Genomic DNA, 25,637 nt, shown 5'->3' with positions numbered 1-25,637 from the left:
CTTCACGACCTGTTCGGCAGGCGCCTTCGTCGTCACGAGGTTCTTTCTCATCTCCACCTCCATGTGGGGTCAAGATGAGCCGCAAACCCTCCGCCACGCAATCACGCCAAACTGTTCCATGGGTGCTTATGCAGGACACGCCTCAGGCGTGAGTTACGCAACAACGCCGTCCAGAACGATCTAGCGCACCGCCGGCCTGCCGTCAGACGCCCTGCGCCTTGAGGTCCAGATACATCTGGTGGGCCTTTTCGGGCCGTTCCACCTCATGCACCACCTTGCCCACGGCCTGGATCATCGCCACCGGCGCGTCGGACTGAAAGATGTTGCGGCCCATGTCCACGCCGGCCGCGCCCTGGTCGATGGCCTTCCAGGCCATCTCCAGCGCCTCGCGTTCGGGCAGCTTCTTGCCGCCGGCGATGACCAGCGGCACCGGGCAGCCGGCCGCCACCTTCTCGAAGCCTTCCTCGACGAAGTAGGTCTTGACGTATTGCGCGCCCAGTTCGGCGGCGATCCGGGTGGCCAGGCCGAAGTAGCGGGCGTCGCGGACCATGTCCTTGCCCACACCCGTGACTGCCAGCGTGGGGATGCCGTAGCGCGTGCCGGTGTCGATCAGCTTGATCACGTTGGAAATGGATTTGTGCTCGTATTCCGAGCCGATGTAGACCTGCGCGGCCATGGCGCAGGCGCCCAGCCGGATGGCATCCTCGATGTCCACCGCCACGGTCTCGTTCGAAAGCTCCGACAGGATCGAATTGCCGCCCGAGCAGCGCAGCGCCACCGGCTTGGTCACGCTGGGCGGGATGGTGGACCGCAAGGCGCCGCGGGTGCACATCAGCACGTCGCAATAGGGCACCAGCGGCAGGATGTTCAGATCCATCCGTTCAAGGCCGGTGGCGGGGCCCTGGAAATAGCCGTGGTCGAAGGCCAGCATCACTGTGCGGCCCGACGTCGGGTTGAAGATGCGGGAAAGCCGGTTCTTCATCCCCCAGTCATGGTTGGCCGCGCCTTTCAGGAAAAAGCCCTGGCGGTCGGCCGGTATGTCCAGCCCGAAATCCTTGCCTTCCTTGATGTCGTCGAGATCGGCCATGAGAGGTCCTTTCCTTGGGCGCGAAATGATGGGGCCGCCGCGCGCATGCGGCGGCCCCAGGGGTCACGGGATCAGAAGTCGTAGTTGTCGATGTTCTCGGCGGTGAAGACGGTGCGCTCCGGCAACAGTATGATGCCGTTGCCTTCGGCCTCGTAGGTGTAGCCCTGCACGCTGTTCGGGCTGACCTCGACGGTGCCGATGCCAGGGACGTCGATCTTGTCGCCGACCTTGTAGACGGTGCCCTTCACCAGTTCATTGGCGATGAACACCGACAGCTTGCCCTGCACCACCACGTCCCACAGGCCGAAGGCCTTGACGGTGCCCGACTTCACGTATTGCCGCATGGTGTTCGGCGTCGAGAAGCCGGTGATGATGACCTTGCCGGCGATGCCAAGGTTTTCCGCCGCCTGGGCCGAGCCGGGCAGCGCATTGGCATCTGGGCAGATGATCGCGTCAAGATCCGGGTAGGTCTGGAACAGCGCGGTCGGCACCTGCACGGCTTTCTGCGCGTCCTGGTTCGAGAACTCGGTCGCCACCACTTCCCAGCTGGGATAGTCCTTGGCGATGATCGCCTTGGCCACCTCGGCCCACTGGTTCTGGTCGGTCACCGTGGGCGAGGAATAGTGGAACGCCACCTTCTTCGGCGCTGTCGGGTCTTCCATCTGGTCGGCCGCCATGCTGACCAGCAGCGCGCCCAGTTGCTCGGCCGTGCCCTGGTTGATGTAGTAGCTGCGGCATTCCGGGTTCACGTCGCTGTCCCAGGTCAGCACTTTGACGCCCTTCTCCTGGGCGCGCTTCAGTGCCTCGCACAGACCGTCGGGCGACAGCGACGAGATGGCGATGGCGTTGTAGCCCTGGTTGACGAAGTTGTTGATGAACTCGACCTGACCCGAGACCGAGGCCTCGGAGGGGCCGTCATACTTGACCTCGATGCCCAGTTCCTTGCCCATCTCCATGGCGCCCTTCCCGCCGGATTCGAAAAAGCCGACGCCGGTCAGCTTGGGAATGAAGGCAACCTTCGCGTCGTCGGCAAAGGCAGTGCCGGCCAGCAAGCCCAGCGCGGTGGCGAAGGCGGTGGTAAGGGTGATGCGTGCGTGCTTCATGGTGTCTGTCCTCCTCGGTGTGTTGGTCGTTGGTTTCGGGGTTCCGGGCCGCTTTTTCGGCCTCTCTTCGCAATTCAGTCGGGGTGTGCGGTCGCCGCGACGGCGCGGCGGCCGGATTCGGTGGCGGCGCGGTTGGCGCGGTTGCGGGCTAGTGCGGCGCTGCCGATCTTCAGCGCGACACTGCCCATCAGCAGTGCGCCGACGATCACCGGCACCACGTCGCTGGTGATGCCCAGCGCCAGGAGGCCCTGCCGCAGGTAGCCCAGCACCAGCCCAGCCAGGAACGTCCCCAGCACCGAGCCAGAGCCGCCCTGGATCGACGTGCCGCCCAGCACCACAGCGGTGATGATGTTCAACAGCGCTTCGCTGCCCAGGTCCGACCGGGCCGAGGTGAAGTAGGCAGTTAGCACCAGTCCGGCGATGGCGGCGCACAGGCCGTTGAAGGCATAGACGCCGATCAGCGTGCGCCGGACCGGCACGCCGGAGAACCGAGCCACCTCGGCCGAGACGCCGATGAAATAGAGGAATCGGCCGAACCGGGTGCGGGCCAGCAGCAGCCCTGCCACCAGGGCAACCGCGATGGTGACGATCAGTGGCACCGGCACCCAGCCCAGGCTGCCGGTGCCCAGCCAGGTAAAGCTCTTCGGCAGGCCGGTGATGCCTTCGTATTGATAGGCCTCGAAGCCGCCGGCGCCATAGGCCTTGAAGCCCAGAAGGTCCAAGAGCGTGGGCAGGCCGGTGGCGATGCCGGAAAACAGAAACAGCGTGGCCAGGGTGATGACCAGCGGGTTGACGTCCGTCCGAGACACCACCACGCCGTTGAAGGCCCCGGCCGCGACGCCGGTTGCCAGCGCCACCACCACCGCCAGCCCGATCGGTGCGCCAGCCACGAAGGCCAGCCCCATCACGATCGAGGCCAGCCCCATCACCGACACCCCCGAGATGTCGATGCCGGCGGTGATGATGACCAGCGTCAGCCCCACCGCGGCGATGATGACATGGGCAAAGTCGCTGGTCGAAAACAGCAGGTTCTCGACGTTCAGGAAGGCCGGCGAGATCATCCCCAGGATCGCCAGTTCGGCGACCAGCGCCGCGGCCAGCATCGCCTCCCAGCTTTTTGACCATCCCGGCAGGGTCATGACGCCACCTCGCGGCCGGTTGCTGGTTCGGCCTCGGCGCCAAGCACTTCGGCGGCGCGGCGGGCCAGCTGGCGGTTGCGCACGGCGCGGCGGATCAGGTAGTCCGACACCACCACCGCCAGTAGCACCGCGCCTGCAACGGCGTTGTTCCAGGATCCGGGGACGTGCAGGAAGATCATCATGCTGTCGACCGCGGTCAGGAACAGCGCCCCGATCACCGCCGACCAGATGCTGCCGGTGCCGCCCATCAGGCTGACGCCCCCCAGCACCACCGCGGCAATCGCCTTCAGTTCCTGGCCCTGGCCGGTCTGCATCGGCACGAAACCGATCTGCCCGACGAAGACAATCGCCGCCATGCCGGCGAACAACCCCGACAGCGCGTAGGCCGCGAATTCGGTGGCATTGACGTTCAGCCCCAGCAGGTAGGCGCCCTCTCGGTTGTCGCCGACGGCATAGAAGAACCGCGACGCCTTGATCCGCCACAGCAGGAACGCGGTGACCAAGATCAGCGCCGCCACCGCCCAAACCATTAGCGGCACGCTGGCCACCCGGGTCACGGCCAAGGCCTTGATCGACTGCGGCACCTCCTCGATCCAGCTACCCCCGGTCAACACCCGCATCAGCCCGCGATAGATGCCCAACGTGGACAGCGTCATGATGATCGGCGGGATGCCGACGAAGACCACCCCCGCGCCGTTCACCGCCCCGGCCACCAGGCCGGTCAGCATCGCCGCCAGCATCGCCAGCGGCAACGGCACGCCATCGTTCAGGGCAAAGCCGAAGATCACCGCCGCTATGCCGGCGATGGCGCCGACCGAGACGTCGATGCCGCGCGTCAGCACCACGAACATCTGCCCGATCGCCAGCAGCACCAGGAAGATCGACGAGTTGACGATGTTGATCAGGGTGATCGGGTAAAGCACCGCCTTATTGACCGTGGCCACCGCCAGGATCATCGCCACCAGCAGGCCCAGCACCAGCATCTCACGGCTTTTCAGGACGCGCATCATGCCGGCGTCCCACACACATGGGCGAAGGTGGCGGCCGAGATCTCCTCGACGCTGCTGCGGCCCGCGCGCAGCGCGCTCATCCGGCCGCGGCGCATCACCAGCACGCGGTCGCTGATTTCGGCCACCTCGCCCATCTCGGACGAGATCACCACCACGCCGACGCCCTGCGCCGTCAGCTCGCGGATGATGCGATAGACGTCCTGCCGGGCGCGGGCGTCGATGCCGCGGGTCGGTTCATCCAGGATCACCGCCCGAGGCTCGGGCGCCAGGGTCTTGGCCAGCACCACTTTCTGCTGGTTGCCCCCCGACAGCGTCCGCGCCACCTGCTGCGCCGAGGTCAGCTTGATCCGCAGCTTGTCGATGAAGCGGCCCGACAAGCCGTCCTCTGCCCCGCGCCTAAGGAATTGCCGCCGCCCCAGCGCCAGCAGGCCCGCCGTGATGGTCTGCGCGCTGGGCAAGGTCAGGAAGATGCCGTGGGCGTGACGGTCCTCGGGCACATAGGACAGGCCCATCGCCTGGCAGCTGCGCGGCGCCCGGGCGGGCGCGTCGCGGCCGCAGATGCGGACCTCGCCGGTGACGTCGGGGTCGATGCCGAAGATCGCCTCGGCCAGTTCGGTGCGGCCCGATCCGACCACGCCGGCGATGCCCACCACCTCGCCGGGCAGCACGCGGAAATTGACATCGCGGAAGGCACGGCCGGTCAGGCCCCGCACCTCAAGCACCGGATCGCCGCTCGGCAGGACGGCGGCCGCGCCGGGGGTTGCGGGGGTGTAGTCGGCCGGCAGCATCGCCTCGACCAGCTGGTCGGCGGTCAGGCCGTCGGCGGGGGTCGACAGCACGAAATGCCCGTCGCGCAGCACGCTGACGCGGGTGGCCAGCTCCAGCACCTCGTCCAGCCGGTGCGAGATGAACAGGATGCCGATGCCGCGCGCCGTCAGGGCGCGCATCTCGGCCGCCAGCGCGTCCACCTCGCGGCGGGTCAGCGACGAGGTCGGCTCGTCCAGGATCAGCACGCGGGCCTTGCGCAGCAGGCCTCGGATGATCTCGACCAGTTGCTGGTTGGCGATCGACAGCTCGCCTCCCGGCGCGTCGAAACGGACCGCCAGGCCGATCTCTCGGGCAATCCGCCGCGCCTCCTCGGCCCGCGCCCGGCCACCGGCCAGACCCATCGTGAGGTTCTCCAGCACGGTCAGGCTGGGAAAGATGTGCGGCTCCTGCGGCACCATGTAGACGCCCTGCCGATGCGCCTCGGAGGGCCGTGGCAGCACCTCTGGGCGGCCGCCGATCTCGACATGGCCCTCGGTGGGCGGATAGGCGCCGGACAGGATCTTGACCAAGGTCGACTTGCCCGAACCGTTGCCGCCCAAAAGCGCATGGACCTCGCCTGTGCGGACCTCGAAGTCGATGCCGCGCAGGACCGGCACGCCCTCGAACACCTTCCAGACGTCGCGCAGCGCGACCAGCGGTGCGGCGTTCGGGTTTCCCTTGTGCGGATGGCCCGCCATAGGGCTATTCCCCGTTCAGCGCGGCGGCATGGTCGGGCATGACCATGCGGAAGAAATCCTTGTCGCGGCCGCCCTCCATCAGGTCGGCCAGACCCTCGACGGTCACCCGGTAGTGGTCGGTCTTGCGGTGGTCGTCCACCGCTGCGGCGGATTCGAAAGCCTCGTAGATCACGAAGTGGTGGTCGTCGTTCACGTCCTGCAGCACGTCGAACCGATAGTTGCCCGGCTCGGTCCGCGTGCCGTCGAAATTCACCCGGAAGACCCGCAGGAAATCCTCGACGCGGCCCGGCTTGACGCGGATGTGCACGAACTGAACGAACATAGGCCAGTCTCCCCAAGCCTGCCCTCCGCCCGTCCGCGCCGGCTGATCCGGGACCGCAGACGATCATTTGTTCCATGCAAGATCATCTGAACACGTCTGTCAAGTGCATCATCGTTGTACGAAAGGCCCAAGGAACGGGCAGCGCCGAGACTATTGACAGCCGCAGCCGCAAATGATCGCCTGCACGCAGAGGATAGGGATGGCGGCACATGTCGACCGCAGAGGTCATCACCGAGACGTTCCAACTGGCCGACGACGACGAGGTCGAACTGATCACCCGTGCCGCCTGGCACTATTACAACGACGGACTGACGCAGAACCAGATCGCCGACATGCTGGGTCTATCGCGCATCAAGGTCTCGCGCCTGCTGGAGAAAGGGCGCCAGACCGGGCTGATCGAGCTGCGCATCAACTCGCCCTTCGAGGGTTGCCTGGCGCTGCAGCAGGACCTGATCGGCGCCTTCGGCCTGGCTGACGCCCGGGTAGTGCCTGTGGCCGAGGGCCTGTCCGCCCCGCCCCGCATCGCGCGCGCCGCAGCCAGCCTGCTGATGCAGAAGCTGGTGCCGAACGACCTTCTGGCCATCGGCTGGGGCGAAGCCGCCAGCACCACCCTGCGCTTCATGGCGCCGTTCTTTCCGCAAGAGAATGTCTCGCTGGTCAGCCTGACCGGCGGCGTATCCACCTACATTGGCAACTCGGGCCTGTACGGGCCGCAGAACTTTGCCCATCTGGTGCCCACGCCGCTGCGGGTCTCCTCGCCCGAACTGGCCGATATGCTGCGGGTCGAGCCCTATGTCCGCCATGTGCTGGAGATGGCGGTGACCGCCCGCATTGCGCTGATCGGGGTGGGGTCGGTTGCCCGGTCGGCCTCGCTGATCCGCTACGGCTATTGCACCGGCGCCGAGATCGAGCTGTTCACCCGGCGCGGCGCGGTCGGCGACCTGCTGGGCCATTTCTACGACCGCGACGGGCAGATCCTGGAGCTTGACCTGCACCGCCACCTGATCGCCGTCACCCCGGCCGAGATGCGGCGCATCCCCAGCGTGGTGGCGGCGGCGGCAGGCCCCGAGAAGGTTGAGGCAATCCTGGGCATGCTGCGCGGCAAGCTGGCGAACACCCTGGTCACCGACGAGGAGACCGCGCGCGACCTGATGCGGAGGCTGTGATGGCAAGCCATTTCCTGGTGCTGGATGCGGGAACCGGCAGCGGCCGGGCGGTGGTCTTCGACGGTGCCGGCCACCAGATCGGCCTTGCGCAGGAAGAATGGCGCCACCTGCCCGAACCCGGCGTGCCCGGCTCGATGGCCTTCGACGTGGCCGGCGGCTGGGCGTTGCTCAATCGCTGCATCGGCCGCGCGCTGAAGACCTGCGGCCTGACCGGCGCCGACATCGCCGCGATCAGCTCCACCTCGATGCGCGAGGCGATCGTGCTCTATGGCGCCGATGGCCGCGAGGTCTGGGCCTGCGCCAACGTCGACAGCCGTGCCGGCGCCGAAGTGGCCGCGCTGAAGGCGAAAAGCCCGACTTTCGAGCGCGACTTCTACATGATCAGCGGCGAGACCTTCGCCCTTGGCGCCTTGCCCCGCCTGACCTGGCTGATGAAGCACCTGCCCGAAGTCTGGGCCAAGGTGCGCAGGCTGTCGATGGTGAACGACTGGATCGCCGCCCGGCTGACCGGCGAGATCACCGTCGAGCCGACCAACGGCAGCACCAACGGGTTGATGGACCTTGCCCGCCGCGACTGGTCGGATGCGCTGATCGCCACGGCGGGCCTGGACCGCAGCCTGTTCCCGCGCGTGGTCGAACCCGGCACCATCGTCGGCCATGTCACGGCCAGCGCGGCCGCCGAGACCGGGCTGGCCGCGGGCACGCCCTTCGTCGCCGGCGGCGGCGACGTGCAGCTTGGCTCGGTCGGGCTGGGCGTGCTGGAGATGGCCGATACCGGCGTGCTGGGCGGCACCTTCTGGCAGCAGGTGGTCAACATCCCCACCGGTTCGGTCGACGGTACCATGCGGGTGCGGGTGAACAGCGCCGCCGTGCCGCAGATGAACCAGGCCGAGGCGATCAGCTTCTTCGTCGGCCTCACCGCGCGCTGGTTCCGCGACGCCTTCTGCGCCGAGGAAAAGCGGCTGGCCGAGGCGCAAGGCCGCGATCCTTATGAACTGATGGAAGACCTGGCGATGCAGGTGCCGGTCGGCGCGCATGGCATCATCCCGATCTATTCCGACGCGATGAACTTCGGCCATTGGGTGCATGCCGCGCCCTCGCTGCTGAACCTGTCGCTGGACCCGGCGGTCTGCTCCAAAGGCGCCATCTTCCGGGCGGTCCAGGAGAATGCCGCCATCGTCGCGGCCGAGAACCTTGACCGGGTTCAGGCGTTTGCCGGCGTGGCGACGGATGGGCCGGTGATCCTGGGCGGCGGGGCGGCGAAGGGACGACTCTGGCCGCAGATCCTGGCCGACGTGTTGGGCCGCGAGGTGCGCATCCCCAAGGTGCGCGAGGCCACCGCGCTGGGTGCGGCGGCGGCGGCGGCCACCGGCATCGGCCAGTTCGCCACCCTGCCCGAGGCCGGTCGCGCCTTCGTGCAGACCGACCGGGTGGTCTTGCCCAAGGCCGCGAACCGCGCCGCCTATGATGCGGCCCGCGCCCGCTGGCGGGCCGCCTATGCCGCGCAGATGGCGCTGGTGGACGAGGGCATCACCACCTCGATGTGGCGCGCGCCGGGAAGCTGAACGGGCAGTCTGCGGGTCTCTGTTGCACCAATCGGGCAAGGGAAGTCATCTTGTGAATCCAACGTGGCAGCTGGTCTGCATGAGCAGTCTGTCATTCCGCCCCGTAAGACCGGCAAGCCATGGAAAGCAGACACCGCCGGTGCGGCAGCCCGCAACGAAGCTTTGCGCGCATGAAGACGCCCAGGTCGGATGATCTGGCGTCGATGGAGCGGCTATCACCGCCGTAGCCGCGCGGAGACCAGAATACACTGCGTCAAGTTGCAGGGCCAGCGTCTGACCGTCAGGGACTTCGACCGCCAGGTCGCCAAGTTCCAGGTCCGTGTCGCCGTCCTGAACGGCTTCACCGCGCTCGGCATCCCGGTCACTGAAGCCGCGGGACGGCTCCGTCTGGGGATGGGACAGGACTGCCCGTCAGACCATTTGTGCAACAGAGCCCCGAGCAGGCGCCGGTGCCTGTTCTCGTTCTGGCGGACATCCAGTTGGGCAACGGGCCGGGCACCATCGTGCGCTACGACCGGAAGAGCAGCAACAAGATCGAGGTCGACCTTGCCGAGGGCGCCGTGCTGGGCCCGGCGCTGGCCGCGACCGAGACCCTGCCCACCGCGCTGAACATGCCCGAAGGCACCGCGATCCAGCGCTCTGGCGATGCCGAGGTGATGGGCGACATCTTCACCAGCTTTGCCACCGCTATGCTGGCCGGCATCCTGATGGTCTTCGTCGTGCTGGTGCTGCTGTTCTCCAGCTTCGTCATCCCGGTGTCGATCCTGCTGTCGCTGCCCCTGTCCATCGGTGGCGCCATCGGGGCGCTTCTTGTGACCGGCAATGCCATCAGCCTGCCGGTCATCATCGGCCTTCTGATGCTGATGGGGATTGTCACCAAGAATGCCATCATGCTGGTCGAGTTCGCGCTTCAGAACAAGGCCCGCGGTATGAGTCTGGCCGAGGCGGTGATCGACGCCGGGCACAAGCGGGCGCGGCCGATCGTGATGACAACCATCGCCATGGCTGCCGGAATGATCCCCAGCGCACTGGGTATCGGCGAGGGCGGCGAGTTCCGTGCGCCGATGGCCATCGCGGTCATCGGCGGGCTGCTGCTGTCCACCCTCTTGTCGCTGCTGTTCGTGCCCTCTCTGTTCGGCGTGATCGAGGGCCTGCGGCTTAGACTGGGCTTCGGTCGCATTTCGCGACCCGACGGTGGTAGCGCCGTTGCGACACCGGCTTCCTTTCCCTGATCACGGCCTTCTAAGCGACTGGTTGAGCGCCGTCTGCTCAGTTTGTCCCGGCACAGGGTGTTGCGCCAAGACGACCGCTCCCTGGGCTCAAATGAAGCCCACGGTCTTAGCCAGCAACATGAGTGTCGCTGTCGCCCCCACTATCTTGATGGATAGAGCAAAGACAGCCGCGTCTTTTGTGTGATGCGAAGTCCTCAAGGGTGCGTTCACCCGGTCAAGGTCCGCTTGCGCCACCAGCTTCGGAAACACTTCCGTGCTGCGGGATTGAGTCGTTTCCACGGGGCCATCCAATTGACATATATTGGATTTCTTATGCCAGAAGGCGCGGCGATCGTATACTTGTCCATTTCGACAGGTTCAGTTGTTCATCTGGACAGCAACAGGTCTTTCCGCATCGGCGTTCTTGCATTCGACACCAGCCACCGTCCGTCCAGTCGGGTCCTGATCCCGCGGGCCGTGAGTTCCGCCGAGCTGGCGCGGAGCGAGGTATGTCTGGCAGTAAATGTGTTGGCAGGACGTGCGCGACGCCTTCGGCGAGAGCTGCCGCACTTGCCCAACCGGAAACCGACCACCAGCAACTCCAAGGACGCTCGTTAAGTAAGAGGGACGATCGACTGGAGGTCAACGTCCTTGCAGTGCGGCAAGATCGCGACAGCGCCACGGGCGGCGATAACGCCCTGGCACATGCGTTTGTCGAAGGCGCCGTTGCCCCTGACCGCGGCGATCTCCCGACCGGGTTGAATCCAGGCAAGCGATTCAGACAGCATGGTTGCATCGCCCAGGTCACTGCCCGTGAGCTCGGCCGCCCGTATCTCCAGGGTCTTCTCGCCAAAAGATGACCAGAATCCTCAGTTTTCTGACGATGGCTCGCCTACATTATGTGCTAGCGTGAAAAACCATGAAGGCCAGACAGTCTCCAAAGCTGATGGCGCTGCGCGTGGCGGGCTCATACGCGCTGGTGGGAACGGCGTATATCCTCCTCAGCGACAGACTGTTGACCACTCTGGCCGGGGACTACCACGACTACCAGCTCTTGCAGACGTACAAGGGTTGGGCCTTCATCGCGCTAACGTCCATCGTTCTTTGGATTGTTCTCAGTTCAATCTGGACGCGACTCAGCCGGACCTTCTCTGCGGTCTTGCTTGCCGAGGATCGGCTCCGTATGGCGCTAACTGCCGCGGGAGGTGCTGTATGGTCGGCGCAGCCGAAGGAGGACGGGGAGGTAGAGGTTACCATTGTGGGTGGATTGGCGGAATCCTTGGGGCTCGAGGTCGACCGCCCATCTTCCAGTTCAGACCTCAGGAACCGAGTGCATCCTGATGACCTAGCCGAGTTCGACGGTCGGCTGGCGCAAGTAGCCCTCAGAGATGCATCCATTCTCGACTTGATTTGTCGCGTTAAAGTTGCAGGTGGGACGTACCGTTGGGTGAAGATCGTTCCTGATGTCTCCAGCGTTGCGCGAAGCCCGACGGGAGCGCTGTCGGGCGTGGCCTTCGACGTCAGCGATCTTCAGGAAACCGCCCGAAGCCTTTCGGAAGTCATCGCCGGTGGCGAACTCGGAACTTGGCGCCTCGATCTGCGAACCGGATTGAACGAAATCAATGATCGCTGGGCCGAACTGATCGGATACAAACGCGAGGAACTGGAGCCGGTCACCGTTTCATTGTGGCGGTCACTGGTGCATCCCGAAGACATCGCCCGCGTCGAGGCCATCCATGCCCAACGGCTCCTGGCCGAGCAATACTTCTTTGTGGACGAATTTCGCATGCGTCACAAGGACGGGCGCTGGGTCTGGATCCTGTCGCGCGGGCGTGCAGTGGAAATCTCCGACACAGGCGCGGCAATGGTAATGGTGGGCGTTCATGTCGACATTGCGCGTCGTAAGGCACTGGAAGACGAACTGCTCGCGGAGCGAGACTTCCTTCTGCGCCTGACAGAAACAAGTATTTCTGGCATACTGGCCCTGAACGAACGGGGCGAGGTAATTTTTGCCAACCGCGAAGCCGAAAGCATTTTGGGCGCAAGCGCCGCGCAGATGATCGGCCGCATGCATGACGATCCGGACTGGAACGCAGTAGCGATCGATGGCTCTGATCTGGCAGAGGCAGACTTCCCGTTCTCGCAAGTGATCCGGACCGGTTCAGTCGTTCGCGATATTCGACTGAGATTCCGGCATCCAAACGGGTCGGAGCGTGTGATATCGGTCAACGCTGCGCCCACTGCAGACAAGAAGGGGGTTGTTCACGTCGTCTGCTCGGTAACTGATATCACCGAACGCCTCAACGACGAACAGAAGATCGCCAAGGGTGCCGAAGAAGCCCAATATGCGGCGCTTCACGACTATATGACCGGGCTTCCAAACCGGGAGCTATTTGAAGATTACCTCGAGCACGCCATACGTCGCGCTGATCACGACGGGACGTTGCTAATGCAGGTCTTCATCGACATCGACAACAGCAAGCTGGTGAATGACCGCTTCGGCCACCAGTTTGGAGATCGCCTTATCTGCAGGGTGGCCGGGCGTCTGGATCTCCTTCGCGGTGGAGCGGACGTCTTGGCGCGAGTGGCCGGCGATGAGTTCACACTTCTGTACTCAATTGATACCGAAGCAAGCGTACCCAACCTGATGCGGGAGCTGTCTGCGGCATTTGACGGACCCTTTGAACTTGAAGGGAACAGTATCTATCTTACAGCCAGCATTGGGATAAGTATCTACCCTATCGACGCTTCGACGTCTGAAGAGACTTGGCTGAATGCGGACATTGCGATGTACGAAGCCAAGACTTCGGGCCGCAATCAGTACGTCCAGTTTTCGAGCAAGATCCGCGAACGGCTGGCGCGCGAAGCAAAGGTGGTTCAGTCGTTGCAGCACGCACTGCGCGAACGCCAATTTGCATTGGTCCTTCAGCCGAAGGTCTACCTTTCAGACCCGACCAAGGTCTTCGGAGCAGAAGCACTGATCCGCTGTTTGAATCCGGAGCTTCTAGGGATCGGCCCGGCCGAATTCATGCCGGTGGCCGAGAAGACCGGCCTGGTACGCCACATCGACCTGCTGATGGTGGGCCTCATCGGAAAGTTCGTCGCTGGCCTGCGCCGCAGTTCGATGTCCCTCCGGATCTCAGTGAATCTGTCGCCCGAAAGCCTTCGGCTGGCTGGCTTTGGGCCCACTCTGTTGGCCTCTATTTCCCAAGCCGGTCTGACCAATTCCGACATCCTGTTCGAGTTGACTGAAGGGGCGATCATGGACATGTCCACAGCGGTTCGCGAAAACGTTGATCTACTGCTGGCGCACGACTTCGAGCTTTCGGCCGACGATTTCGGAACCGGTTACTCCTCGCTATCGAACCTACAACAACTGCGTCTGAAGGAGCTGAAGATTGACCGGAGCTTCGTCATGCGGCTAGGGCTTTCTGACGGGGCATCTGACCCAATCGTGCGGGCCATTCTCGCCATGGCCGATGCTCTTGACCTGCGGACGGTCGCCGAGGGCATTGAAACCAAGGAACAGATGGACTGGCTGACAGCGCACGGCTGTACAATCGGGCAAGGATACTATTTCGGAAAGGGAATCGACCCCAAGGCGTTTGTCGAAAGATTCCTAGTAGGCCGCTGAAACAGTCGCGAACCCGGAACGGTTTCCCTGCTCCTGCTGATCGATTTCGATTGCACCACACGTAAGCGACCGTCGATGGCTTGGTTCGAGGGAGCGCAATCGAACGGATGTTGCGCAGACATGGCCATGGATCCTTGTGCTTCCCCGAAAGATCGTGCAGTGCCGGAAGCTACGGCCTTACGCCTGCTGGTGGCCAAGTAGGCGGAGTTCTCGAGCAAAGCGACTCGGAAATCATGACGGGTGTTGTTGACCCGCGTTTCGCTGTAGGCCGTGAAGAGCGAGCGCACAGTGTCGGAACTGGCCGAATAATTGGCGTGCATGTCGACAGAGAACTGAAGTGCAGATCGTTATGGACGAGGCATGTTGGCCCATGTTGAGTTCCGCCCCACCAGCCCGCGGACATTGCCCACCCCCCATGTCCCACCCCGCCGCGTCCTGATCCCCCGCGCCGTCAGTTCCGCCGCGATCGCTCGTAGCGAGGTGTGCCCCGCGGCCTGAATGTCCGCGAGGACTGGCGCAAGGTCCTCCGCGAAGGCCGCAGCATTGGCCGACACGGCCGCCCGCAGGGCCATGCCGCCCTTGCCAGCCCGTTTCAGGGCTGCGGCCCCGTTGGGGTTGCCGAGCTTCACCCCACGCGCCTTGGCAACCGCGAGGGCTTCCTTCGTCCGTCGCGAGATCGCCTCGCGCTCGGCCTGGGCCACCAGGGCCATGATCCCGACGGTGAGGTCATTGGCCTCCGGCATGTCCACCGCGATGAACCGCACCCCGCTGTCGCGCAGGGCGAGAAGGAATGCGGCATTGCGGCTGAGCCGGTCCAGCTTGGCGATGACCAGGGTGGAGCCAGTGACCTTGGCCAGATGCAGGGCCTTCGCGAGTTCCGGCCGGTCCGCCTTCCGCCCGCTCTCGACCTCGGTGAACCGCGCCAGGACCTCGGCGCCGCGGGAGGCCGCGAAGTCCTCGATCACCTTGCGCTGCGCCTCCAGCCCGAGCCCTGACTGTCCCTGCCGCGCTGTCGAGACCCGCTCGTAGGCCACCAGCCGCTGCAATGCCGCCATTCCCGCCCCCTGTACACACCTGCCTGACGTTCGTTGCGCAGGAGAGTACTCCAACCTGCCGCAGAGTGTAGTGCAAGATACTGATAACGCTTGCTCTTCCCACAGGCGGCACGGTCCCGCGGCGCTGAGACACTGTGAGCCCCGCTGCTTCGTCTCTGGTCGGCAAAGGGCCCGGTCGGTGCTAGCTCTTGCCTTTCCGGAACGCGATGATGTTCCCGACTGGTTGGTCATCTTCTCGTTCGTCCCAGGCCATCCTGGCTTCAAGAAGATGATCGAGGACTTCTTCCCATCCGTGCCGACGACAGAACGCAATCAGCATGTCCAGCACCGAAGAAAACCAAGTCGCTTCTTCCTCATGATCCCACTCGGAATTCTCATCGTGGCTGAAGGCCTGCACTGCGCCCAAGGCGTGAAACAAGGATTGGTGGACGGCTCCCAGTCCATGCTCATGCGCATAGTCCGCAAGTTCCTTGATCGCCGCGACCACTCGGGCATGATTCCCAGCTGCCATGTGATCTTCCATCATCGTTCCTGAGTGCCCGGGTACAATACCGGCAAGACTGGCGATAGAAATATGCATCAAAGATACTCCTTATTGATTGCTATGTCGCGCTGTTTTCCAGAGCCTGGGGTTTCCCATGCAGTGCCGTGCCTCCGTTTCAGGACCCTGGCGCCGAGCGGCCGATCAAAAGGACCGTAGAGACAGTATCTTGACGTTCAGGGGCGGGTGTCGGCCTCGTCAATTCGGAGAACCGGGCCGTCGGTCCGCTCCGGTTCGGAGGATGGCGGGTCCGTCGCGATGGCCGGCGGTCCCGCAGGTTTCCGTTCGACGCGATTGCCATCCTTGTCCTGGTAGACGATCACGAACTCGATCTTGTCGACCCGGTTGTCCTCCACCGCCGCCTCGGCATAGGCCGCGATCCGCGACCGCGAGGCCGGGGTCAGACCGATCTCGGCCATGTAGCGGCCCATCAGTTCCATCTGCCGGTTCGCCACGGTAAGCCACGGCGACTGCTGCACATAGCCCGAGGGCGTCCGGATCAGCAGCGGGGTCTCCGTCAGCTTCTCTTCCGCCTCGACCCAGCGGCCATAGGCCTGGCAATAGGCGGCAAGGACGGCGCGATCGATGGTGGTGATCACTCGCATTCGGACAAGAGTCTCGACCAGGCGATGCCATTCCGCCCGGGCTTCCTCGCCGAGATGGGCGGGACACTCCGGCACGCCCTCGGGCGGCACGGGTTCGGCATGGTTCCAGGCCCGCTTGCCGCGGTTGCCCTCGGCCCGGCGCCAGGCGGTGGGCTTGCGGGGCGGGCCGCTCATCCGAGGTCCTCTCGCAGAGCGTTGAAGAGCCGGCGCACGCCATAGCCGCGCAGGAGCGACAGCGTGGTGAAGGCGGTGGCCACCAGGAGGTTGTCCCGAAGGGTGAGGTCATGGCCCAGGGCGGGGAACAGCGCCTGCTGCAGCATCAGCGACAGCAGGAACCCCACGGCCGTGTTCGTCGCGGCCTCCAGGGCCGAAGCCGATCGGCTTTGCGACGACCGCCCGCTCATCGCGACCCTCCATCTTCCGGAAGGGCCGTCCCGGGCCCGGTCGGCCGGGCAGCCGCAATCCGCGCCGCGATTTTGTCGAGGCGGCTGGTCAGCAGCGCGAGAGCATCGACCGGTGGCGTCACGTCGACCATTGCGGTGCGGCTGTCCACCTCGATCGCCTCGCGCCAGCCGCCCTGGGTCTTGAGGTAGAAGATCATCGCGGTGACATTGCCCGACCGCGCCTTGGTGACGAGGCTTTGCGCCACCGCGCCGACTGCCCGCGCCTTGCCCCTCTTGTAGCGTTCGGAAAGGTCCGCGTCGCGCCCCAAGAGGGCAAAGAAGGTGGTCCGGCCGATCCCGAGGTAGTCGGCGATCTGCTCGGCGTTGAGGACCGCGGCGAGGGTCTCCACCTCCGTCCGCTGGGCATCGGTGAGAATGACTGCAGGCCGGCCCGTCATGCTGCCGCCTCCGTCAGGCGTTCGCCCCGGACTTCGACGAAGCTGCGGCCGTCGCCCTCCAGCACCGCCACGCCGCCCGCGAAGGCCTGCCAGCGTTCCACCGCGACATCGACATAGGCCGGGTCCAGTTCCAGCGCGAGGCAGACCCGCCCCGTGGCTTCGGCGGCGATGATACACGTCCCCGATCCGGAGAAGGGTTCATAGATCGCCTGGCCCGGGGCGGAGTTGTTGAGGATCGGCCGGCGCATGCATTCGACCGGCTTCTGCGTGCCGTGCACGGTGGCGGCGTCCTGGTCGCGGCTCGGGATCGACCAAAGCGTGGTCTGCTTGCGGTCGCCGCACCAGTGGCTCTTTCCCTTGGCCCGTACCGCATACCAGCAGGGCTCGTGCTGCCAATGGAAGTCGCCGCGGCCCAGCACCAGGCGTTCCTTGGCCCAGACGATCTGCGCCCGGATGTCGAAGCCGCTGGCCTTGAGGCTCTCGGCCACCGTCGTGGCATGCAGGGCGCCGTGCCAGACATAAGCGACCTCGCCGGGGAACAGCGCCCAACCGTGTATGAGATTGGAAGTATTCAATCCCGAGGCAGGCCATGAAGCTCAGCAGATTTCGCATAAGCAATTATCGCAATGTCATCGACAGCGGCTGGATCGAAACGACCAGCGTCACCGCATTCGTGGGGCAGAACGAGGCCGGCAAAAGTAATCTCTTCGAGGCGCTACACCGCCTGCATCCCTACGACGACGCCGACCATGACCCCGACGAGGACTGGCCAGTTGATGACTGGAAAGGACGAAAGAACGCAAAGGGCAATGTGGTTAGTCGGGCGCTTTACGCCTTCGAGGACGACGAGGCGACCGAGCTCTTCGAGTTCGCCACAGTGCCGCCTGAAGGCGGGGCCGACGGCGAGGGAGGCGAAGGCGTCGTTGTTGCTGCAGTGCCGGAAGGAGCGCAACTCTTTGCGCAACATCGTTATGGATATGCTTCCGCGTTTTACGTCGCGGACAGTTCTGGCGAGATTTTGGAGCACGAGAAGCTCAATCTTTCGACGGAAAAGGTGAGAGAGTGGTCACTGGAAAACGTGCCGAAGTTTGTCTTGATCCAAGACTACGAATTTTCCGGTGCGCAGGTGGAGCTAGACCAACTCAAGGCCCGATGGGACAAAGTGGGCCGCGACAACCGCCATAAGCTGTCTTCTGCGGATCAGACGATCCTTATCGTTCTCGACCTCGCCGAGATCGACATCGACGACGTGGTCGAGAAAGGCAGCACATCGGACGGTCGGACGCTGCGGCAATTCGATACGCGCGCCGCCTCTGCATACCTGTCGAAGCAATTCCGCAAGCTTTGGCGGCAGAAAAAGGTGAGCTTCGACATCGCGGTTGATGGGACCACGCTGAACATCTTCACGGTCGATGACGCGATTGGCTTTCCTGTCCGACTAAACCGCCGGTCCACCGGCTTCCGTTGGTATGTGTCCTTTGCTTGGAAATTCACCCATGCGTCAGAGGGTGACTTCCAGAATTGCATTCTTCTGCTGGAGGAGCCTGGCATACACCTGCACTACAGCGGGCAGCGCGATCTGCTGGGGGTGTTTGAGCACCTCTCCGAGATGAATGGCATCCTCTACACTACCCATCTCTCCTCGATGGTCGATCAGGCCAATCCTGAGCGTGTGCGGATAATCGAAACGGACGAGGAGCACCATCTCAAGGTGACGCATGGGGTCGTGAGCAGCCAATCCGCGCCCATGGCAGTCATCGAAAGTGCGCTCGGCCTCACATCGGACCTGTCCGGTATGCTCGGCAACCGGAAGGTGCTGATCGTAGAGGGAGGCACCGATGCGCTTATCCTGAGCAAGCTGTCTGGTCTGCTGGCGAAGGAAGGCAAGGAAGGTCTTTCGGACCAAGTTTATATGTGGCCAGCGGAGACCTCCACGAAGGCGCCGATGTATGCCGCGTTCGCCATCGGTCAACGGTGGGACGCTGGTGTGCTTCTCGACACGGACGAAGCGGGAAATCAGGCGCACGAAAAGATCAAGAAGATGGACCTAAAGGAATACTCAGACGAGACGGGTCACGAGTTCCGGGTCCTAATGATCGGTCAGGCGTCCGGTGTTAAAAAGACCGATGTCGCCATCGAAGACCTGTTTCCCGATGACTGGTTTCTCGACTGCGCAAACCGTGCCTACGGCGTTGCTTTGACGCTTGCCGATCTACCTGAAGACGGCACCACGCTGATTGCAAAGCGGGTAGAAGCCGCGCTTACGATGAAGCACTCTCGAGAACTGAAAAAGAAAGACGTTCTCACTGAGATGCTCCGCGACTTCGACAGCTGGAAGAAGGTCAGCGACCTGCCGAAGGGCACAGCGGCAAATGCCGAGCGGCTGTTCAAGAAGATCAATGGCGCGTTCGGCGTATAGCTTAGCGGATCACTGGGATGAAGTTCGCAGCCGCAGACGGAGAACGGATCGAGGCAACCCCGGGGGCAAAGGGCGAATGTCCCGGCTGCGGCGCGGAAATGGTTGCGCGCTGCGGCACGCAGAGGGTGTGGCACTGGGCGCACCGTGGGCGACGGCATTGCGACCACTGGTGGGAGAACGAAACCCAGTGGCACCGCGATTGGAAGAACCACTTCCCGGCAGACTGGCAGGAGATCACGGCGCGCGACGAGCACGGCGAGCTGCACATCGCCGACATCAAGACCGACAAAGATCTGGTGGTGGAGTTCCAGCATTCCTTCCTCAACCGGGAGGAGGCACAGAAGCGGACGCAGTTTCACAACCCGATGTTCTGGGTCGTGGATGCGACCCGGAGGGCGACCGACGCTCCCAACTTCATCGAAGCCCTAGAATACGCTCGGCACCATCCGACACCGGACGGAATGGTCTACGAGGTGAACATGCGCGCTGCGCGGCTGCTGAAGGAGTGGGTTACGGTCGGCGTGATCGTCGCGTTCGACTTCGGGACGGATGACGTCTGGGTCCTGCGGCGCGTTCACGGAGACTGGGTTCTCGGCTTCTTCTATCCGAAGGCCAAGGTCGTGGCGCACATAAGCGAGGGCACAGTGCTGCCGGACATCCTCTATGGCAAGCTGCCGGTTCGCCGACCGCTAGCTCGCGGCTGGAAGCGCGTTGGACAGAGATTTTGAACTACGGGCCGCTACCCGGTGTTCTCGCTTCTCCTATTGCGGCATCCACCTCCGGTCATTGACAGCGCATCATTGCCACTTCGGAGGTGGTGGTGAACGGCAACTTTGCACAAATTGCTGCTGATGCGATGCCGCAGCCTCACAGGCCGCTTCCCGCCCTTCGCGTATGCGCGGGCTCAGCAATCACACCTGCAGAGCCCCTTTGGCGAAAGTTCGTTTTCCGTTCCATCTCAGCAAACGCCCCCGACGTCGAAGTGTTCAGCTTACCGTTCTTGAAAGCAGCATGCTTTCAATGACATATAGGCTGATCACCAAATTGACGCAGTCATCAGGTCCGGAGAACCTGCGCCCCGAGAGAACGCTTCGGGGCCTCCTGGCGACGGGGCCGGTGCTCAGCCCGTCCCGCATAACCCTTGAAAGCAACGGAAAAATTCGGCCGCTGCCGGATGGGGAGAACGCTTTCGCGAGGGCAAGTGGCGGAGAGGGTGGGATTCGAACCCACGGTGGGCGCAAACCCACAACGGTTTTCGAGACCGCCCCGATCGACCACTCCGGCACCTCTCCGCGCTTGTCCGCTGGTCGTCGTGAGCGGGGCATTTAGCCGCCCGCGCGGGCAAGCGCAACCCCGTTTCTTGCGGCCGCGCCGCCTTGGCTGCGCCGGGATTGCGCGGGTGTGATGCGGGTGTGATGCAGGTGTGATGCGGGCGTGATCCGGACGGGGCTTGGCGGCGGGCGTCCGGGCACCTAGGCTTTGCCGCATCCATCCCCGGGGCCGGAGACCGAGATGCGCCATTCCATCCGCCTGCTCGCCCTTTGCGCCCTGGTACTGGCCCTGCCGACGCAGGTCGGGTCTGAAACGGCCTCTCCAGCGCCCGCGGAAGCTGCGGCCGCGGCCACCGATGCGGCCGGACTGGCGGCGCTCCTGCAACTGGACCCGACCTTCGCCGTGCTGATCGACGAGGCCGGTCCGCAGGCCGCCGATCTTGAGGCGCAGTTCTTTCCGGGCCGGGGTGGCGCCGAATGGACCGAGGCGGTCCTCGCGCTGTATGACCCCACGGCACTGCGGGTGCGTTTCGACACCGCCTTTGCCGAGGCCCTGCAGGGGCAGGAGGCGACGATCCCCGCCGCCGCCGCCTTCTTTGCCTCGGAGCTTGGGCAGCGCATCCTCGCCCTGGAAATCGACGCCCGCCGTGCCCTGATCGACGTGGCCGTGGAAGAGGCGGCCGAGGTTGCAGCGCAGAACCTGCGCGACCGCCGCGACCCGCGGCTGCGGCTGATCCGCGACCTGATCGCCGCCGGCGATCTGGTCGAGACCGGTGTCGCGGGCACGCTCACGGCTCAGCTGGCCTTTTCCGACGGCCTGGCCGAGGGCAGCCCGCCGGGCCTGGTCCGGCCGCGCCAGGACCGCATCCAGGACATCTGGTCGGACGAGGCCGCGGTACGGGGCGAAACCGGGGCCTGGCTGATCCGCTTCATGGTGCAGGCCTATGCGCCGCTCAGCGAAGAGGACCTGCGCGCCTACGTCCGCTTCAGCGAAACGCCCGAAGGCCGCGCCGTGACCGCCGCCCTGAGCCGGGCGATGGAGGCTGCACTGGTGCCAGTGTCGCACGATCTCGGGCGGCTGACCGCGCGCTTCGCCTCCAGCCGGCAGATCTGAGGCCGGTCCGAAGCGCAGGGCCTGGCGGTCGGCCACAGGCGCTTGACTTCGCCGAAGCCTGGCCCGATAAGCCCGCATCTTGCCCGGGGTGCGAATCCCGGGCGGGTTACGTTTTGACACTCGCCCCTTGCAGGGGCGCGCTGTCCGAAGGCGGGGCGAAAGCCCCCGGGAACGCCGGAAACGGGGCCGCAGGACGCGAAGGAATGGAAGGGAACGACCCATGTTTGCGGTCCTCAAGACCGGCGGCAAGCAATACAAGGTGCAGGCGGGTGACGTGCTGCGCGTGGAAAAGCTTGACGCTGCCGCTGGCGACAAGATCCAGTTCAACGATATCCTGATGGTGGGATCCACCGTCGGCGCGCCCCTGGTGGCCGGTGCGGCCGTGCAGGCCGAGGTGATCGACCAGATCAAGGGCGAAAAGACCATCCACTACGTCAAGCGCCGCCGCAAGCATTCGTCGCAGCGCACCAAGGGCCACCGCCAGCACCTGACGCTGGTCCGCGTGACCGACGTGCTGGAAGCCGGCGCCGATGCCTCGGGCGTCAAGGCCGCGACCGGCACCGCCGACGCCCGCCGCACCGCGCATGAAGCGCCCGGCGCGGCCAAGGTCGCCAAGCCCGCCAAGGCCCCGAAGGCCGCCGAAGCCGTGGTCGAGGCCGCTCCGGCCGCCGAGGCCCCCGCCGAGAAACCGAAGCGCGCCCGCAAGGCCGCGGAAGCGAAGGAGTAATCTGCCATGGCACACAAGAAGGCAGGCGGTTCTTCCCGCAACGGTCGCGACAGCGCCGGTCGTCGCCTGGGCGTCAAGCTCTACGGCGGCCAGGCCGCCATTCCGGGCAACATCATCGTCCGTCAGCGCGGCACGACGTTCTTTCCGGGGCAGGGCGTGGGCATGGGCACCGACCATACCATCTTCGCCACCGTCGAGGGCAAGGTGACCTTCAAGAAGGGGCTCAAGGGCCGCACCTTCATTTCGGTCCTCCCTGTCGTCGTGGCCGCCGAGTAAGCCGAACCGTTACCTGCGGAATGTAGGGGGGATCGGCCGGAAGGCCGGTCCCCTTCCTCATTTCCGCCACTTCGCTGTGGCAAGTCGGCGGTCCGGCCCCCACATGCGCTTCAAAGGAGGGAAGCCATGGTTCTTGATACTGTACCGGCCGCCAAGGGCCAGATCGCCGCGGGCCGTTTCGTGCTGCGCCCGGTGCGGGCCTCGGATGCCGGCCTGATCGCCCATCACGCCGGCGACCGCCGCGTGGCCGAGGCGACGCAGAACATTCCCCACCCGTTTCCCCCCGGCGCGGCCGAGGCCTATGTGGCCCGGGCGATCACCCATGAACGGCCAGGCTCGGTCTGGGTGATGGACGGCACGGCGACGGGGCTGAGCGAGGTGCTGGGGGTGATCAGCCTCAAGCCGATGGAGGCCGCAAAGGGCAAGGGCGGACAAAGCGAGGTGGCCTACTGGGTGGCGCCGGCGTTCTGGAACACCGGCATCGCCTCCGAGACCGTGCGCGCGCTGATCGCGGCCAACCCCTTGCAGGACTGCACCTATTTCGCCGAAGTGTTCCAGGACAACCCCGGCAGTGCCCGGGTGCTGACCAATGCGGGCTTCCAGTATCTGGGCGATGCCGAGGCCTTCTCGGTGGCCCGCAACGCCCGTGTGCCGACCTGGACCTACGTTCGCAAGCTGGGCTGAAGGCGCGCCCGGCCGGGGCAGGGGCCGGAATTCGAATTCGAATTCCGTCCACGATTTCCGACTTCGGAAATCGCCTTGCCTGCCGCCGTCGCGAAGCTTGAGCCTGCCCTTGCGATCCTGTATCGCCCTTGCATCCCAGCGAAAGCCCGTGCCCCGATGAAATTCCTCGATCTTGCCAAGGTCTATATCCGCTCGGGCGGCGGCGGGGCCGGCTGCTCCAGCTTCCGGCGCGAGAAGTTCATTGAATTCGGCGGGCCGGATGGCGGCGACGGCGGCCATGGCGGCGCCGTCTGGGCCGAGGCGGTGGAAGGGTTGAACACCCTGATCGACTATCGCTACCAGCAACATTTCTTTGCCAAGAGCGGCCAACCCGGCATGGGCAGCCAGAAGACCGGCCGCTCGGGCGAGGACGTCGTGCTGAAGGTGCCGCTGGGGACCGAGATCCTGGACGAGGACGAGGAGACTGTGCTGGCCGACCTGACCGTCGTGGGCCAGCGCGTCTGCCTGGCCGAGGGCGGCAATGGCGGCTGGGGCAACCTGCGCTTCAAATCCTCGACCAACCGCGCGCCGGCGCGGGCCAACCCCGGCCAGCCGGGGATCGAGCGCACCATCTGGCTGCGGCTCAAGCTGATCGCCGATGCGGGCCTTGTCGGCCTGCCGAATGCCGGCAAGAGCACCTTCCTGGCCGCGGTGTCGAACGCCCGGCCCAAGATCGCCGACTATCCCTTCACCACGCTGGTCCCGAACCTGGGCGTCGTCGGCATCGACGGACATGAATTCGTCATGGCCGACATCCCCGGCCTGATCGAAGGCGCCTCCGAGGGGCGGGGCCTGGGGATGCAGTTCCTGGCCCATGTCGAGCGCTGCAAGGTCCTGCTCCATCTGGTGGATGGCACGTCTTCGACAATCACCAAGGATTTCAAGACCATCGTGACCGAACTTGAGGCCTATTCCGAGGTGCTGGGCGACAAGGCCCGGATCGTGGCCCTGAACAAGACCGACGCGATGGATGCCAAGCAGATCAGCGACCGCCGGCGGGCACTGGAAAAGGCCTCCGGCGGCCCGGTGCATGTGATCTCGGGCGTGTCGGGCAAGGGCCTGCCCGAGGTGCTGCGCGCGCTTTACGCCCAGATCGTGCGCGAAGAGCCCAAGCTGGCAGAGGCGCGGCCATGGCAGCCCTGACCGAAAACCGCGCCCCCGACATCCGCGCGCCCGACATCCGCGCCGCCAAGCGTCTGGTGGTCAAGATCGGCTCGGCCCTGCTGGTCGACCGCAAGGCGGGGCTGAGACAGGCCTGGCTTTCCGCACTGGCGATGGACGTGGCCGAGGCCAAGGTGCGTGGAACCGATGTGGTGCTGGTCTCGTCGGGCTCGATCGCGCTGGGGCGAAAGGTTCTGGGCCTGGGCGATGGCGTGCTGACGCTGGAGCAGTCGCAGGCGGCGGCGGCCGTGGGCCAGATTCGTCTGGCCCGCGCCTATGAGGAAGTGCTTGCCCCGCACGGCATCACCACCGCGCAGGTTCTGGTGACGCTTGAAGATACCGAGGACCGCCGCCGCTACCTGAACAGCCGCGCGACCATGGAAACCCTGCTTGCCTTGGGCGTGGTTCCCATCGTGAACGAGAACGACACTGTCGCGACGGACGAGATACGGTTCGGCGACAACGACCGGCTCGCTGCGCAGATCGCGGTGACGGTGGGGGCGGACCAGTTGGTCCTGCTCAGTGACGTGGACGGGTTCTACACCGCCAACCCCAAGGAAGACGCCACTGCCACCCGCTTCGACCTGGTGGAAACCATCACCCCCGAGATCGAGGCGATGGCGGGCGACCCGATCAGCGGCCTGTCCAAGGGCGGCATGAAGACCAAGCTGCTGGCCGCCAAGACCGCCGTTGCCGGCGGCTGCGCCATGGCGATCATGGAAGGCAGCACCCTGCGGCCGCTGACCGCCCTGGCCCAAGGCGCGCCCCGCACCTGGTTCGTGGCGCATTCCGACCCGCACCTGGCCCGCAAGCGCTGGATCAACGCGATGAAGCCCAAGGGCGAATTGCTGCTGGACGCCGGCGCCGTCTCCGCCCTGCGCGCCGGCAAGAGCCTGCTGCCCGCCGGCGTGACCCGCGTCACCGGCACCTTCGGCCGGGGCGAGCCAGTGGCGATCCTGTCGCCGGAAGGGGCGGTTCTGGGCAAGGGCCTGGTGCGCTATACCAGCGTAGAGGCCAAGCTGATTGCAGGGCACCGCTCCGGCGAGATTGCCGCGATCCTGGGCTATGAGGGGCGCGCGGCACTGGTGCATCGCGACGACATGGTGGTCTGAGGCGGCGGCCCCGGGGCGCTGCCCCGGACCCCGGGATATTTTCGCAGAGA

At 65.0% G+C, this 25,637-nt stretch carries 23 protein-coding genes, 1 tRNA gene and 2 pseudogenes; 13 read left to right on the top strand and 13 right to left on the bottom strand.

Features of this window, described 5'->3' with window-relative positions; genetic code table 11:
* Positions 1-202: 202 nt before the first annotated feature.
* The 6 genes from lsrF to LHP98_RS05730 form a co-directional block, all read right to left on the bottom strand.
* A complete protein-coding gene (gene lsrF / locus LHP98_RS05755) occupies positions 203-1,087 on the bottom strand; it encodes a 3-hydroxy-5-phosphonooxypentane-2,4-dione thiolase (RefSeq protein WP_227251509.1) in 885 nt (294 codons plus the stop codon).
* 71 nt (positions 1,088-1,158) lie between these two features.
* Positions 1,159-2,190, bottom strand: a complete 1,032-nt coding sequence (lsrB, locus tag LHP98_RS05750; RefSeq protein ID WP_227251508.1) for an autoinducer 2 ABC transporter substrate-binding protein LsrB — start codon at positions 2,188-2,190, stop codon at positions 1,159-1,161.
* A 74-nt stretch (positions 2,191-2,264) separates the two neighbouring features.
* Complete coding sequence (locus LHP98_RS05745) at positions 2,265-3,329, bottom strand: ABC transporter permease (RefSeq protein ID WP_227251507.1); 1,065 nt, start codon at positions 3,327-3,329, stop codon at positions 2,265-2,267.
* Complete coding sequence (locus tag LHP98_RS05740) at positions 3,326-4,339, bottom strand: ABC transporter permease subunit (protein ID WP_227251506.1); 1,014 nt, start codon at positions 4,337-4,339, stop codon at positions 3,326-3,328. Before LHP98_RS05740 ends, LHP98_RS05745 begins: the two co-directional genes overlap by 4 nt.
* The gene (locus LHP98_RS05735; protein WP_227251505.1) at positions 4,336-5,844 is read right to left on the bottom strand and encodes a sugar ABC transporter ATP-binding protein; all 1,509 of its coding nucleotides are present in this window, start codon (positions 5,842-5,844) and stop codon (positions 4,336-4,338) included. The genes LHP98_RS05740 and LHP98_RS05735 overlap by 4 nt, the downstream gene beginning before the upstream one ends.
* 4 nt (positions 5,845-5,848) lie before the next feature.
* Entirely contained in the window at positions 5,849-6,166 is a 318-nt protein-coding gene (locus LHP98_RS05730) for an antibiotic biosynthesis monooxygenase (protein ID WP_227251504.1), read from the bottom strand.
* A gap of 209 nt (positions 6,167-6,375) precedes the next feature.
* On the opposite strand from LHP98_RS05730, the gene LHP98_RS05725 reads away from it, so the two are divergent.
* The 5 genes and pseudogenes from LHP98_RS05725 (at position 6,376) to LHP98_RS05700 (ending at position 13,742) form a co-directional block, all read left to right on the top strand.
* Positions 6,376-7,332 carry a sugar-binding domain-containing protein gene (locus tag LHP98_RS05725; protein WP_227251503.1) on the top strand — a complete coding sequence of 319 codons (957 nt, stop codon included), beginning with the start codon at positions 6,376-6,378 and terminating at the stop codon, positions 7,330-7,332.
* Positions 7,332-8,897, top strand: a complete 1,566-nt coding sequence (lsrK, locus tag LHP98_RS05720; protein WP_227251502.1) for an autoinducer-2 kinase — start codon at positions 7,332-7,334, stop codon at positions 8,895-8,897. The genes LHP98_RS05725 and lsrK overlap by 1 nt, the downstream gene beginning before the upstream one ends.
* A gap of 87 nt (positions 8,898-8,984) precedes the next feature.
* A pseudogene (locus LHP98_RS05715) lies at positions 8,985-9,275 on the top strand (IS5/IS1182 family transposase); the annotation flags it as partial.
* 71 nt (positions 9,276-9,346) lie between these two features.
* A complete protein-coding gene (locus LHP98_RS05710) occupies positions 9,347-10,129 on the top strand; it encodes an efflux RND transporter permease subunit (protein ID WP_319638913.1) in 783 nt (260 codons plus the stop codon).
* A gap of 898 nt (positions 10,130-11,027) precedes the next feature.
* Positions 11,028-13,742, top strand: a complete 2,715-nt coding sequence (locus LHP98_RS05700) for an EAL domain-containing protein (RefSeq protein WP_227251500.1) — start codon at positions 11,028-11,030, stop codon at positions 13,740-13,742.
* Positions 13,743-14,089: 347 nt separating this feature from the next.
* Here the strand turns inward: LHP98_RS05700 and LHP98_RS05695 are convergent, their stop codons facing one another.
* The 6 genes and pseudogenes from LHP98_RS05695 to LHP98_RS05670 all read right to left on the bottom strand — a co-directional run.
* Positions 14,090-14,797, bottom strand: a complete 708-nt coding sequence (locus tag LHP98_RS05695; protein WP_227251499.1) for a recombinase family protein — start codon at positions 14,795-14,797, stop codon at positions 14,090-14,092.
* Between the two features lie 181 nt (positions 14,798-14,978).
* Entirely contained in the window at positions 14,979-15,377 is a 399-nt protein-coding gene (locus tag LHP98_RS05690; protein ID WP_227251498.1) for a hypothetical protein, read from the bottom strand.
* A gap of 137 nt (positions 15,378-15,514) precedes the next feature.
* On the bottom strand, positions 15,515-16,117 hold the full coding sequence (locus LHP98_RS05685) for a phage terminase small subunit P27 family (RefSeq protein WP_227251497.1): 603 nt from the start codon (positions 16,115-16,117) through the stop codon (positions 15,515-15,517).
* Positions 16,114-16,347 carry a hypothetical protein gene (locus tag LHP98_RS05680; protein WP_227251496.1) on the bottom strand — a complete coding sequence of 78 codons (234 nt, stop codon included), beginning with the start codon at positions 16,345-16,347 and terminating at the stop codon, positions 16,114-16,116. The genes LHP98_RS05685 and LHP98_RS05680 overlap by 4 nt, the downstream gene beginning before the upstream one ends.
* Complete coding sequence (locus LHP98_RS05675) at positions 16,344-16,784, bottom strand: hypothetical protein (protein ID WP_227251495.1); 441 nt, start codon at positions 16,782-16,784, stop codon at positions 16,344-16,346. The genes LHP98_RS05680 and LHP98_RS05675 overlap by 4 nt, the downstream gene beginning before the upstream one ends.
* A pseudogene (locus tag LHP98_RS05670) lies at positions 16,781-17,332 on the bottom strand (DNA-methyltransferase); the annotation flags it as partial. The gene LHP98_RS05675 and the pseudogene LHP98_RS05670, both read right to left, overlap by 4 nt.
* Before the next feature lie 41 nt (positions 17,333-17,373).
* On the opposite strand from LHP98_RS05670, the gene LHP98_RS05665 reads away from it, so the two are divergent.
* Both LHP98_RS05665 and LHP98_RS05660 read left to right on the top strand, forming a co-directional pair.
* Positions 17,374-19,203: an ATP-dependent nuclease gene (locus LHP98_RS05665; protein ID WP_227251494.1), complete on the top strand. Its 1,830-nt coding sequence runs from the start codon at positions 17,374-17,376 to the stop codon at positions 19,201-19,203.
* Positions 19,204-19,220: 17 nt separating this feature from the next.
* Positions 19,221-19,931: a competence protein CoiA gene (locus tag LHP98_RS05660; protein WP_227251493.1), complete on the top strand. Its 711-nt coding sequence runs from the start codon at positions 19,221-19,223 to the stop codon at positions 19,929-19,931.
* Between the two features lie 474 nt (positions 19,932-20,405).
* Here LHP98_RS05660 and LHP98_RS05655 read toward each other — a convergent pair.
* Positions 20,406-20,495: transfer RNA gene (locus LHP98_RS05655), tRNA-Ser, on the bottom strand.
* Between the two features lie 220 nt (positions 20,496-20,715).
* Between LHP98_RS05655 and LHP98_RS05650 the strand changes: the two genes are divergently transcribed.
* From LHP98_RS05650 to proB, 6 genes are all read left to right on the top strand, one after another.
* Positions 20,716-21,588: a DUF2059 domain-containing protein gene (locus LHP98_RS05650; protein WP_227251492.1), complete on the top strand. Its 873-nt coding sequence runs from the start codon at positions 20,716-20,718 to the stop codon at positions 21,586-21,588.
* A 220-nt stretch (positions 21,589-21,808) separates the two neighbouring features.
* A complete protein-coding gene (gene rplU / locus LHP98_RS05645) occupies positions 21,809-22,315 on the top strand; it encodes a 50S ribosomal protein L21 (RefSeq protein ID WP_264473582.1) in 507 nt (168 codons plus the stop codon).
* Between the two features lie 6 nt (positions 22,316-22,321).
* Positions 22,322-22,591, top strand: a complete 270-nt coding sequence (gene rpmA, locus LHP98_RS05640; RefSeq protein ID WP_227251491.1) for a 50S ribosomal protein L27 — start codon at positions 22,322-22,324, stop codon at positions 22,589-22,591.
* Positions 22,592-22,717: 126 nt separating this feature from the next.
* Positions 22,718-23,275 (top strand): GNAT family N-acetyltransferase, encoded by a 558-nt coding sequence (locus LHP98_RS05635; protein ID WP_227251490.1) that lies wholly within the window; start codon positions 22,718-22,720, stop codon positions 23,273-23,275.
* A 156-nt stretch (positions 23,276-23,431) separates the two neighbouring features.
* A complete protein-coding gene (gene obgE, locus LHP98_RS05630; RefSeq protein ID WP_227251489.1) occupies positions 23,432-24,457 on the top strand; it encodes a GTPase ObgE in 1,026 nt (341 codons plus the stop codon).
* Positions 24,445-25,587, top strand: coding sequence for a glutamate 5-kinase (gene proB / locus LHP98_RS05625; protein WP_227251488.1), 1,143 nt, complete (start codon positions 24,445-24,447; stop codon positions 25,585-25,587). The genes obgE and proB overlap by 13 nt, the downstream gene beginning before the upstream one ends.
* Positions 25,588-25,637 lie beyond the last annotated feature (50 nt).

It is taken from the genome of Rhodobacter sp. Har01 (assembly GCF_020564565.1).
Taxonomy (GTDB): Bacteria; Pseudomonadota; Alphaproteobacteria; order Rhodobacterales; family Rhodobacteraceae; genus Pseudogemmobacter.
Note: the sequence above shows the minus strand (reverse complement) of the source record. Positions and strands in the feature narration are given on the sequence as shown.

Excerpts from the sequence above, each read along its gene's own strand:
- lsrF (WP_227251509.1), bottom strand. The coding sequence starts at position 1,087 with ATGGCCGATCTCGACGACATCAAGGAAGGCAAGGATTTCGGGCTGGAC.
- lsrB (WP_227251508.1), bottom strand. The coding sequence starts at position 2,190 with ATGAAGCACGCACGCATCACCCTTACCACCGCCTTCGCCACCGCGCTG.
- LHP98_RS05745 (WP_227251507.1), bottom strand. The coding sequence starts at position 3,329 with ATGACCCTGCCGGGATGGTCAAAAAGCTGGGAGGCGATGCTGGCCGCG.
- LHP98_RS05740 (WP_227251506.1), bottom strand. The coding sequence starts at position 4,339 with ATGATGCGCGTCCTGAAAAGCCGTGAGATGCTGGTGCTGGGCCTGCTG.
- LHP98_RS05735 (WP_227251505.1), bottom strand. The coding sequence starts at position 5,844 with ATGGCGGGCCATCCGCACAAGGGAAACCCGAACGCCGCACCGCTGGTC.
- LHP98_RS05730 (WP_227251504.1), bottom strand. The coding sequence starts at position 6,166 with ATGTTCGTTCAGTTCGTGCACATCCGCGTCAAGCCGGGCCGCGTCGAG.
- LHP98_RS05725 (WP_227251503.1), top strand. The coding sequence starts at position 6,376 with ATGTCGACCGCAGAGGTCATCACCGAGACGTTCCAACTGGCCGACGAC.
- lsrK (WP_227251502.1), top strand. The coding sequence starts at position 7,332 with ATGGCAAGCCATTTCCTGGTGCTGGATGCGGGAACCGGCAGCGGCCGG.
- LHP98_RS05700 (WP_227251500.1), top strand. The coding sequence starts at position 11,028 with ATGAAGGCCAGACAGTCTCCAAAGCTGATGGCGCTGCGCGTGGCGGGC.
- LHP98_RS05695 (WP_227251499.1), bottom strand. The coding sequence starts at position 14,797 with ATGGCGGCATTGCAGCGGCTGGTGGCCTACGAGCGGGTCTCGACAGCG.
- LHP98_RS05690 (WP_227251498.1), bottom strand. The coding sequence starts at position 15,377 with ATGCATATTTCTATCGCCAGTCTTGCCGGTATTGTACCCGGGCACTCA.
- LHP98_RS05685 (WP_227251497.1), bottom strand. The coding sequence starts at position 16,117 with ATGAGCGGCCCGCCCCGCAAGCCCACCGCCTGGCGCCGGGCCGAGGGC.
- LHP98_RS05680 (WP_227251496.1), bottom strand. The coding sequence starts at position 16,347 with ATGAGCGGGCGGTCGTCGCAAAGCCGATCGGCTTCGGCCCTGGAGGCC.
- LHP98_RS05675 (WP_227251495.1), bottom strand. The coding sequence starts at position 16,784 with ATGACGGGCCGGCCTGCAGTCATTCTCACCGATGCCCAGCGGACGGAG.
- LHP98_RS05665 (WP_227251494.1), top strand. The coding sequence starts at position 17,374 with ATGAAGCTCAGCAGATTTCGCATAAGCAATTATCGCAATGTCATCGAC.
- LHP98_RS05660 (WP_227251493.1), top strand. The coding sequence starts at position 19,221 with ATGAAGTTCGCAGCCGCAGACGGAGAACGGATCGAGGCAACCCCGGGG.
- LHP98_RS05650 (WP_227251492.1), top strand. The coding sequence starts at position 20,716 with ATGCGCCATTCCATCCGCCTGCTCGCCCTTTGCGCCCTGGTACTGGCC.
- rplU (WP_264473582.1), top strand. The coding sequence starts at position 21,809 with ATGTTTGCGGTCCTCAAGACCGGCGGCAAGCAATACAAGGTGCAGGCG.
- rpmA (WP_227251491.1), top strand. The coding sequence starts at position 22,322 with ATGGCACACAAGAAGGCAGGCGGTTCTTCCCGCAACGGTCGCGACAGC.
- LHP98_RS05635 (WP_227251490.1), top strand. The coding sequence starts at position 22,718 with ATGGTTCTTGATACTGTACCGGCCGCCAAGGGCCAGATCGCCGCGGGC.
- obgE (WP_227251489.1), top strand. The coding sequence starts at position 23,432 with ATGAAATTCCTCGATCTTGCCAAGGTCTATATCCGCTCGGGCGGCGGC.
- proB (WP_227251488.1), top strand. The coding sequence starts at position 24,445 with ATGGCAGCCCTGACCGAAAACCGCGCCCCCGACATCCGCGCGCCCGAC.